At 72.3% G+C, this 9,186-nt stretch carries 9 protein-coding genes; 3 read left to right on the top strand and 6 right to left on the bottom strand.

Translation table 11 applies throughout. From position 1 onward, the window contains the following. Window positions 1-75 precede the first annotated feature (75 nt). Complete coding sequence (gene ahcY, locus L2I40_RS12915; RefSeq protein WP_237215369.1) at window positions 76-1,470, bottom strand: adenosylhomocysteinase; 1,395 nt, start codon at window positions 1,468-1,470, stop codon at window positions 76-78. A 272-nt stretch (window positions 1,471-1,742) separates the two neighbouring features. Here ahcY and L2I40_RS12920 point away from each other — a divergent pair, with 272 nt between their 5' ends. The 3 genes from L2I40_RS12920 to L2I40_RS12930 all read left to right on the top strand — a co-directional run bounded on the left by L2I40_RS12920 (window position 1,743) and on the right by L2I40_RS12930 (window position 5,112). Next, window positions 1,743-2,552 carry an endonuclease/exonuclease/phosphatase family protein gene (locus L2I40_RS12920; RefSeq protein WP_237215370.1) on the top strand — a complete coding sequence of 270 codons (810 nt, stop codon included), beginning with the start codon at window positions 1,743-1,745 and terminating at the stop codon, window positions 2,550-2,552. 64 nt (window positions 2,553-2,616) lie between these two features. Beyond that, the gene (locus L2I40_RS12925; RefSeq protein ID WP_237215371.1) at window positions 2,617-4,128 is read left to right on the top strand and encodes a phospholipase D family protein; all 1,512 of its coding nucleotides are present in this window, start codon (window positions 2,617-2,619) and stop codon (window positions 4,126-4,128) included. A gap of 96 nt (window positions 4,129-4,224) precedes the next feature. Beyond that, entirely contained in the window at window positions 4,225-5,112 is an 888-nt protein-coding gene (locus L2I40_RS12930) for a TauD/TfdA dioxygenase family protein (protein WP_237215372.1), read from the top strand. On the opposite strand, the gene L2I40_RS12935 is transcribed toward L2I40_RS12930, so the two are convergent. The 5 genes from L2I40_RS12935 to rapZ form a co-directional block, all read right to left on the bottom strand. Next, complete coding sequence (locus L2I40_RS12935; protein ID WP_237215373.1) at window positions 5,113-5,283, bottom strand: hypothetical protein; 171 nt, start codon at window positions 5,281-5,283, stop codon at window positions 5,113-5,115. A gap of 99 nt (window positions 5,284-5,382) precedes the next feature. Next, the gene (gene ptsP / locus L2I40_RS12940) at window positions 5,383-7,254 is read right to left on the bottom strand and encodes a phosphoenolpyruvate--protein phosphotransferase (RefSeq protein ID WP_237215374.1); all 1,872 of its coding nucleotides are present in this window, start codon (window positions 7,252-7,254) and stop codon (window positions 5,383-5,385) included. After that, window positions 7,244-7,513 (bottom strand): HPr family phosphocarrier protein, encoded by a 270-nt coding sequence (locus L2I40_RS12945; RefSeq protein WP_372491054.1) that lies wholly within the window; start codon window positions 7,511-7,513, stop codon window positions 7,244-7,246. Before L2I40_RS12945 ends, ptsP begins: the two co-directional genes overlap by 11 nt. 113 nt (window positions 7,514-7,626) lie before the next feature. Further along, on the bottom strand, window positions 7,627-8,106 hold the full coding sequence (locus L2I40_RS12950; RefSeq protein WP_237215376.1) for a PTS sugar transporter subunit IIA: 480 nt from the start codon (window positions 8,104-8,106) through the stop codon (window positions 7,627-7,629). Window positions 8,107-8,116: 10 nt separating this feature from the next. Continuing rightward, window positions 8,117-9,046 carry an RNase adapter RapZ gene (gene rapZ, locus L2I40_RS12955; protein WP_237215377.1) on the bottom strand — a complete coding sequence of 310 codons (930 nt, stop codon included), beginning with the start codon at window positions 9,044-9,046 and terminating at the stop codon, window positions 8,117-8,119. Between the last annotated feature and the right edge of the window lie 140 nt (window positions 9,047-9,186).

Below are 9,186 nucleotides of genomic sequence, written 5' to 3' on the forward strand. Positions count from 1 at the left end.
AGGATGAGCCGTCAGCCCTGAATCAGCGCCGATCCAGGGGTCCCCGCGGCAACGCGCAGCGTTGTCGCGGGGAATTCAGTACCGGTACTGCTCAGCCTTGAAGGGGCCCTGCTCCGGCACGCCGATGTAGTCGGCCTGCTGCCTGTTCAGCTTCGTCAGCGTGGCGCCGACCTTGGCGAGGTGCAGCGCGGCGACCTTCTCGTCCAGGTGCTTCGGCAGCGTGTAGACCTTCCGCTCGTACTTGCCGGGATTGGTCCACAGCTCGATCTGCGCCAGCGTCTGGTTGGTGAAGGACGCGCTCATCACGAAGGACGGGTGGCCGGTGGCGTTGCCGAGGTTCACGAGCCGCCCTTCGGACAGCAGGATGATGCGCTTGCCGTTCGGGAACTCGATCTCGTCCACCTGCGGCTTCACGTTGTCCCACTTGAAGTTGCGCAGGCCCGCGACCTGGATCTCGCTGTCGAAGTGGCCGATGTTGCACACGATCGCGCGGTGCTTCATCGCGCGCATGTGGTCGACCGTAATGACATCGACGTTGCCGGTCGCGGTGACGAAGATGTCGGCGCGCGGCGCGGCCTGCTCCATCGTCACGACCTCGTAGCCCTCCATCGCTGCCTGCAGCGCGCAGATCGGATCGATCTCGGACACCATGACGCGGCAGCCGGCGTTGCGGAGGCTCGCCGCGCTGCCCTTGCCGACGTCGCCGAAGCCGCAGACCATCGCGATCTTGCCGGCCATCATCACGTCGGTGCCGCGGCGGATCGCGTCCACCAGGCTCTCGCGGCAGCCATAGAGGTTGTCGAACTTCGACTTGGTCACCGAGTCATTCACGTTGATCGCCGGGAAGAGCAGCCGCCCCTCCTTCGCCATGGTGTAGAGGCGGTGCACGCCCGTCGTCGTCTCCTCGGAGACGCCGACGATGTTCTTCGCCAGCTGCGCGAACCAGCCGGGCTTGGTCTTCAGGCAGTCCTTGATGAGGGCGAAGAAGACCTCCTCCTCCTCGTTGGTCGGCTTGTCGAGGAAGCCGGTGTCGCCCTGCTCGGCGCGCAGGCCGTAATGGACGAGCAGCGTCATGTCGCCGCCATCGTCGAGCAGGACATTCGGCGTGCCGCCGTCGCCCCACTCGAGCGTGCGCTTCACGTATTCCCAGTACTCGGGAAGCGTCTCGCCCTTCACCGCGAAGACCGGGGTGCCGCCGGCGGCGATCGCCGCGGCCGCGTGGTCCTGTGTGGAGAAGATGTTGCAGGACGACCAGCGGACATCGGCGCCGAGATGCTTCAGCGTCTCGATCAGCACCGCGGTCTGGATCGTCATGTGCAGGCAGCCGGCGACGCGCGCGCCCTTCAGCGGCTGCTTCGCGCCGTATTCCTCGCGCACGGCCATCAGGCCGGGCATCTCGTCCTCGGCCATGCTGATCTCCTTCCGGCCCCAGCCGGCGAGGGAGATGTCCTTCACGACGTAGTCGGCCATCACGCGGGTTTCCTGTCTCGAAAGCGGCGGGGGCGTAGCACGGCAGGACAGACGGGCCAAGCGGCACCGCTGAGACATAAGGATATGTTTATGTCGTCGGGCCGCCCCGTTCCGCCTTGGCATTCGGCGTCCGAGGTCCCATCCTCTCCGCCTTGCCCCGCCGACCTGGACCGCCGCCTCCCCGGATGAGCTCCCAGACTGCCGCCCGGCGCTTCTTCCGCGCGCCAGATTCGATGCGTGTCGCGGATCACCTCCGCGGCGCGGGTGCGAACATGCGCCAGCTTCTGGCAGGGTTCCGCGACGCGCGGCGGCGCAGCCCGGCGCCCCGGCCGCCCGTCGGCGACGGAGAACTGCGCCTAGCCTCCTGGAACCTGCACAAATGCGTCGGCACCGACGGCCGCTTCGACCCGCATCGCTCGGTTTCCGTCATTGCCGAGCTCGGAGCCGACATCATCGCCCTGCAGGAGGCCGATCGCCGCTTCGGCCGCCGTGTCGGGCTGCTCGACATGCGGCTGCTCGAGAAGCAGGCCGGGCTGGTGCCGCTGCCGGTCTCCGACGTCGCCAACGGCCATGGCTGGCACGGGAATGCGATCCTGGTCCGGCCGGGCACCCGCGCCCGGCTGACGCGCCTGGCGCTGCCGGGCGCGGAGCCGCGCGGGGCGGTGCTGGCGGAGCTCGACCTGCCGCAGGGGCCGCTGCGGCTGGTGGCGGCGCATTTCGGGCTGCTGCCGCGCTGCAGACGGCGCCAGTCCATCGCGATCCTGGACCATCTGGCCGAGGCGCCGGCGATGCCGACCGTGCTGTGCGGCGACCTGAACGAGTGGAAGCCGGGCGAGGGATCGTCGCTCGCGGCGCTCGCGCCGCTGTTCGGGCCGGTGCTGGCCGGCCCCCCGAGCTTCCCGACGCGCATGCCCTTCCTGCCGCTCGACCGCATCCTGGCCTGGCCGCAACCGCTGGTCAGCGAGGTGGAGGTGCATGACAGCCCGCTCGCGCGCATCGCGTCCGACCACCTGCCGCTGACCGCGCGGCTTCACCTCGCGGAGGTGGCGGAGACGCTGGCGGAAGCGCGCGCGGCCGCGTGAGACCGCGGCGCCGGGCGAACCGGGCGCGCAGCGCTCCGTTCTGATGGCGGGAGGACAGAGCGGCATGACGCAGCGTCTCGCGCCGTCGCGTCCGATGGGTCCGCCGGCCACGCGGCTCGAGCGCGCGGTGCGCGCCTCGCTCGCCGCGCTCGGCCAGCGGGGGCCGGAGGCGCGGCAGGGCGGCGTGACCGTGGTGTGCAAGGCGGCTGAGGCCTTCGCGATCCGTGCTGCCTCGGCGCGTGCCGCGGGTCGCACGCTCGACCTGCAATACTATGTCTGGCGTGGCGACCTGACGGGCCGGCTGCTGGCGCGCGAGGTGCTGGCGGCGGCCGATCGCGGCGTCGCGGTGCGCATGCTGCTCGACGACGTGTTCGCGATCGGGCACGAGCGCGTGCTCGCGGCGCTGGACGCGCATCCCAACATCGAGGTGAGGCTGTTCAACGCGACGCGCTGGCGGCGCTTCGGGCGGCTCGGCTATGCGCTCGAAGTCGCGTTCGGCGGCTGGCACCTGACGCGCCGGATGCACAACAAGAACTGGGTTGCGGACGGGCAGCTGGCCGTGGTCGGCGGCCGCAACATCGGCAACGAGTATTTCGGACTCGACGCCGACGGCGCCATCAGCTTCCGCGACCTCGACCTCGTGCTGGCCGGCGCGCCGGCGGCCGGGGCGACGGAGGTGTTCGAACGCTACTGGCGCAGCGACCTCTCGCGTCCCGCGCGGGACTGGAGCGCGGCGAGCGAGACGCCTGGCGGGCTGGACCGGCTACGCCGCGAGCTCGACGCCGCGACGCGGGAGCCGGACGCGCCGGGCCTGCTCGTCGCCTTGCGCGAAAGCCCGTCGCGACGCATCCGCCGCGGGCTGACCCCGGTGGCCGAAGGGGCGGTGCGCGTGGTCGCGGAAAGCCCGGAGAAGGCGCGGCGGGGCCTCGGCGCACGCAAGCGTGCGCGGGCGGCGGGCGGCATCGCAGCCGACATCGCCGATGCGCTCCGCGTCGCGAAGCGCGAGGCGCGCCTGATCTCGCCCTACTTCGTGCCGGGTCCGCAGGGGCTGGCGCTGCTGCGCGACCTGGCGGAGCGCGGCGTGAAGGTGAGCGTGGTGACCAACTCGCTCGCGGCGACCGACGTGGTCGCCGTGCATGGCGGCTACATGAAGTACCGCCGCGCGCTGCTGCGCGCGGGTATCGTGCTCTACGAGCTGAAGCCCGGTCCGGAGGACGAGAAGGCGAGTCTGCTCGGCTCGCGCGGCGGCGCCGCGCTGCACACCAAGGCGCTGGTGGTGGACGGGATGCGCGCCTTCGTCGGCTCCTTCAACCTCGACCCGCGTTCGGCCGCGCTCAACACGGAGATGGGCGCCTTCGTGCAGAACCCGTCGGTGGCGAAGGAGATCGCGGAGGAACAGGAACGGTTGATGGACCCGGCCTTCAGCTGGCGGCTGGAGCTGCGCGACGGGCGCATCGCCTGGGTCGATTCGGCGGGCGGCGCGCTGCGGCGCCGATTCGCCGAACCGGGCGCTTCGTGGCGGCGCACCGCCGTCGCCTGGCTTGCGCGTGTCCTGCCGGTGGAGGAGCAGCTGTAGGGCTTGCAGGTCGGCGCCGGCTCGCGCGTTCCCTTCCTGCCCTCGATCGGCGTAGCCTGCGCGCGGCCGGCGCGCGACCGGCACGGAGGAATGGCCATGACGCTCAGCATCCGGCCGGCGGACCCGGCCCGGCCCGATTTCGTCGGCGAGGTCGCCGGCCTCGACATCGCCCGCGGCATCACGCCGGCCGAGGCGGCGGCGATCGAGGCGGGGATGGACCGCTACGGCGTGCTCGTCTTCCGCGACCAGCCGCTCGACGACGCGCAGCAGGTCGCCTTCAGCCGGCATTTCGGACCGCTCGAAATGGCGACCGGCGACATCGCGCAGGGCGGGCAGCGGCGGCTGTCGATGGAGATCAACGACATCTCCAACCTCGACTGCGACGGCGCCGTGCTGGGGCGCGATGACCGCCGGCGGCTCTTCTCGCTCGGCAACATGCTCTGGCACAGCGATTCGAGCTTCAAGCCGACACCCGCGAAGTATTCGATGCTCTCGGCGCGGGTCATCCCCGGCTCGGGCGGCAACACGGAATTCGCCGACATGCGCGCGGCCTGGGACGCGCTCGACGAGGAGACGAAGGCGCTGGTGCGCGACCTCGTCTGCGAGCACAGCCAGCTCTTCTCCCGCGGCACGCTTGGCTTCGACGCCTTCACCGAGGAGGAGCGCGCCAAGTGGCAGCCGGTGCCGCAGCGCCTCGTGCGGCGCCATCCGCGCAGCGGCCGGCTCTCGTTGTTCCTGTCGGCGCATGCCGGGGCGATCCGCGGCTGGCCGATCCCGGAGGCGCGCATGCTGCTGCGCGACCTGACGGAGCACGCGACCCAGCGGCAATTCGTGCACGCCCATGTCTGGCGGCCGCATGACCTGGTGATGTGGGACAACCGCGTGACGATGCACCGCGCGCGGCGCGCACCGCCCGACCAGGTGCGCGACCTGCACCGCACGACCGTCGCCGACAGCGCGCCGACGCTGGAGCAGGCCGCCTGATCAGGCCTTTGGCGCGCCCTCCGCGGTAGGCTGAGCGCCGCGCGTGGCGGGCTCGGCGTCGCGCGCCTCGGCGCAGCGGCAGGTCCCGTCGCAGCGGGGCGCGTCGGGCGCGAGCGGGGCGAGCCAGATCGCGAAGAGGCCGCCGATGGCGGCGCGGCAGACCGGTCGCATGGGCGCCTTCCTGGTCATGCGGGAAGGCTGCCGGCCGCGCCGGGCGCTGGCGGGGCCGCGATGCGGCGGGAATGGGGCAGGCGCCGCGCCTGCCCCGTCTCAGCCGCGCTCGGTCACGCCCGTCGCGAAGCCGTCCACCAGCTCGCGGATGCGCGCGGGGTCCGACTGTTCCATGACCCGCCGCGCGAAGCGTGCGCAGTCGCCGATGTCGAGCGCGCGCACCGCCTGCTTCACGCGCGGGATCGCGCTGGCGTTCATCGAGAGGCAGCGGATGCCGAGGCCGAGCAGCAGCGGCACGAGGCGCGGATTGCCGGCCATCTCGCCGCAGATGCTCACCGGCATGCGCAGCCGCAGCGCCGCTTCGGTGCTGAACTGCACCAGGCGCAGCACGGCCGGGTGCAGCGGGTCGTACAGGTGCGCGACCTCCGCGTCGCCGCGGTCCACCGCCAGCGTGTACATGGCGAGGTCGTTGGTGCCGATGGCGAAGAAATCGGCCTCGAGGGCGATCGCGTCGGCGGCCAGCGCCGCACCCGGCGTCTCGATCATCGCACCCAGCTCGGGCAGCTTCTCCGGCAGCTTCTCGCCGCGGCGGCGGAGGCGCTTGGCGACACGGTCGTAGATGTCGCGCGCGGCCTTCACCTCCTCCGGCACGGTGACCATCGGCAGCATGACGCGCACCGCCCCTTCCGGCGCGGTCGCGGCGACGCGCAAGATGGCGGCGAACTGCGCCTCCAGCAGCTCCGGCCGCTTGAGCAGCATGCGGATGCCGCGCAGGCCGAGTGCGGGGTTGGGCGAGATGTGGCTCGGCTCGATGCCCTCGGCGAGCGCCTCCATGTCCTTCTCGCCGCCCCAGTCGAGTACGCGGATGGTGACGGGATCGCCGCCCATGGCTTCCACGATCGGCCCGTAGGCGGCGACCTGGTCGTCCTCGTCCGGGAGGTCCTCGCGGTTCATGAACAGGAACTCGGAGCGCAGCAGGCCGATGCCCTGCGCGCCGGCCTGTGCGATCAGCGGCAGCTCGGCCGGGATCTCCATGTTGGCGACCAGCTCGACATGCTCGCCATCCGTCGTGACGGACGGCAGGCGGCGCAGCTTGCCGAGGCGCTGCCGCTCGCGCGCATAGGCCGCGAGCTGGTCCTTCGCGTGGGCCAGGGTCGCCGCGGTGGGGTGCAGCGCGACGGTGCCGGCGGCGCCGTCGAGCACCGCCTGGTCGCCGCGGTGCGCCGCTTCCGTCAGCCCGGGCGCGCCGAGCACGGCGGGGATGCCGAGCGCGCGGAGCATGATCGCGGTGTGGCCGTCGGCGCCGCCTTCCTCCGTCGCGACGCCGGCGATGCGCGAGGGATCGAGCAGCGCGGCATCGGCCGGCGTGAGTTCCTCGGCGACGAGGATCGCGCCCTCCGGCACTTCCTTGAAGCTCCGGAAGCCGGATTGCGTCAGGTTGCGCGTGAGGCGGCGGGCGATCTCGCGCACCTCGCCGGCGCGACGCTTCAGCCCCGCCTTGTCGTCGTCCTTGGCGGCGAGGATGACCTCCGCGATCGCCTCCGCCTCGTCCGACACGGCCGTCTCGGCGGCGAGCAGCTCGTGCTCGATGCGCTTGCGCGCGCCGCGGATCAGGCGCGAGTCGCCGAGCATCAGCGCATAGGCGTCGAGCAGCGGCTCGAGCTCCTCCTGCGCCTCCTCGGGCAGGACGGAGAGCCGGGTCTTGAGCTTGGCGACCTGCTTCTTGGACGCCGCGACGGCGGCGGCGAGGCGCGCCTTCTCCTCGTCCACCGCGGCGGCGGCGACGGCGCGGCGCGGCGCCTCGGTCGGCGGCTCGGTGGTGTCGAAGACGGCGCCGATCGCAATCCCCGGCGCGACGGGGATGCCCTTGATCAGGACTTCCTTGGCGCGGCGCGGCGCGCGGCGGCCGGCCTCCGCCGCCGGGCGCGGATCTGTCTTGGGGTCGGGACGCTCGGGCTTGTCAATCTTCATGGAAGCCGGCCTCGATCAGGCCGGCGACCGCCTCGAGGGCTTCCTTGGCGTCCCAGCCTTCGGCATCGACCGTCACCTCGCTGCCCTGCCCGGCGCCCAGCATCATCAGCCCCATGATGGAGCAGGCCGGCACCGACTGGCCATGGCGCGAGACGTTGATGCAGGCGGAGAAGCGCTCCGCCACGGCAACCAGCTTCGCGGCGGCGCGGGCGTGCAGGCCGCGGCTGTTGGTGATGCGCAGCGTGCGCTTCATCACCATGCCCCCCGAGGCATCGCAGCCGCAGGGACCCGGATCGGCGGCAGGGATGGGGGCGGCGGCCGTCGCGGGAACGGCCGCCTTGGTCTCCCCGGCATCGTCGGGCCACTCGTTCATCAGGCGCTCCCGCTGCCCGCCTTGAGCTTGGGACGCGGGGCGGTGGCGCCGGCCGGCAGCACGGGCGTGCCGTTGGCCTTGGCCCCGTCCGGCATCTCGGCCGCACAGGCGATGTATTTCCGGCCGGCGGCGGTGGCATGGGCCACCGCCTCAGCCAGCGGCTCGGTGCCGCGGATCTTCGCGAGCTTGACCAGCAGCGGGAGGTTCACGCCGGCGATCACCTCGACCTTGCGATGGTCGCAGAGCTGGAAGGCCAGGTTGGACGGCGTGCCGCCCAGGATGTCGGTGAGCACCACGACGCCGTCGCCGGAATCGACCTCGCCGATCGCGTCGCGGATGTCGTCGCGCCGCGAGTCGAGCTTGTCGTCGGGGAAGATGCAGACGGTCGCGACGCCGGCCTGGGGACCGACGACGTGCTCCATCGCCGCGCGGAGCTCGTCGGCGAGACGGCCGTGCGTGACCAGGACCAGGCCGATCATCGAGGGACAGTCATGGTGAAGGTGCCAGGGCCTCCCGCCCCGCATGGGATGCACCCGCCGCTGCGGCGGATGCGAGTTCGCGGTGAACAACGTCTGCCCGCCAACCCCCGGCCGCCAGATAGGCGCCCAGGCGTTCCGCCACAAGGACCGAACGGTGCTTGCCGCCGGTGCAGCCGATGGCGAGGGTGAGGTATTTCTTCCCTTCCGCGGCGTAGCGCGGCAACAGCAGGTCCAGCAGCCCTGTCATGCGAGTCCAGAAGGGCGCGAAATCCGGATCGGCCTCGACGAAGGCCGCGACCGGCCCGTCCCGCCCGGTCAGCGGCCGCAGCACCGGGTCGTAATGCGGGTTGCGCAGGAAGCGCATGTCGAGGACGAGATCTGCCTCGCGCGGCAGGCCCTTCGGATAGGCGAAGGACAGGATCGTGATGTCGAGCCCTGCGGCGCCCGCAGGGCGGAAGCGCGCTTCGATCAGGCGGCGGAGGTCCGGCAGCGGCAGGTCCGAGGTGTCCACCACCAGGTCGGCCGCCTCGCGGAGCGGCGCGATCAACGCGGCCTCCCGCGCGATGCCCTCCGACACACGCGAGCCGAGCGGCCCGCCGGGCGCGAGCGGGTGCCGCCGGCGCGTCTCGGAGAAGCGGCGCAGCAGCACTGTCTCCTCCGCGGTGGCGAAGACGAGCGTGATCGCGATGCCAGCGCGGCCGCGGAGCCGCTCGATCGCCTGCAGCACCTCGGCGGCATCGAATCCGCGCGAGCGGGCATCCACGCCGATGGCGAGCGGCGAGGCGCCGTCCGCGACGAGGTCCGGGAGGATCTGCAGCGGCGGATTGTCTACCGTTTCGAAGCCGAGATCCTCGAGCGTGCGGAGGATCGAGGCCTTGCCGGCGCCGGACAGCCCGGTGACGAGGACGACGTGGCGGGCTGGCGGGGGCGCGTCGGTCACGCCGTGAAGGCCCCGGCGAGGCAGCGGGCCCGGCCGCGCGCGGCGTCGAGGGCGATCGCCACCTTGTCCGGCGCGGCGGCCTCGCGTCCGGCGATCGCGATGCGGGGCAGGGCCTGGCCGCAGGTGTCGAACGCGCGCGG

Source organism: Falsiroseomonas oryziterrae (assembly GCF_021864505.1).
GTDB classification, from domain to species: domain Bacteria; phylum Pseudomonadota; class Alphaproteobacteria; order Acetobacterales; family Acetobacteraceae; genus Falsiroseomonas; species Falsiroseomonas oryziterrae.

Excerpts from the sequence above, each read along its gene's own strand:
- ahcY (WP_237215369.1), bottom strand. The coding sequence starts at position 1,470 with ATGGCCGACTACGTCGTGAAGGACATCTCCCTCGCCGGCTGGGGCCGG.
- L2I40_RS12920 (WP_237215370.1), top strand. The coding sequence starts at position 1,743 with ATGCGCCAGCTTCTGGCAGGGTTCCGCGACGCGCGGCGGCGCAGCCCG.
- L2I40_RS12925 (WP_237215371.1), top strand. The coding sequence starts at position 2,617 with ATGACGCAGCGTCTCGCGCCGTCGCGTCCGATGGGTCCGCCGGCCACG.
- L2I40_RS12930 (WP_237215372.1), top strand. The coding sequence starts at position 4,225 with ATGACGCTCAGCATCCGGCCGGCGGACCCGGCCCGGCCCGATTTCGTC.
- L2I40_RS12935 (WP_237215373.1), bottom strand. The coding sequence starts at position 5,283 with ATGCGACCGGTCTGCCGCGCCGCCATCGGCGGCCTCTTCGCGATCTGG.
- ptsP (WP_237215374.1), bottom strand. The coding sequence starts at position 7,254 with ATGAAGATTGACAAGCCCGAGCGTCCCGACCCCAAGACAGATCCGCGC.
- L2I40_RS12945 (WP_372491054.1), bottom strand. The coding sequence starts at position 7,513 with ATGGTGATGAAGCGCACGCTGCGCATCACCAACAGCCGCGGCCTGCAC.
- L2I40_RS12950 (WP_237215376.1), bottom strand. The coding sequence starts at position 8,106 with ATGATCGGCCTGGTCCTGGTCACGCACGGCCGTCTCGCCGACGAGCTC.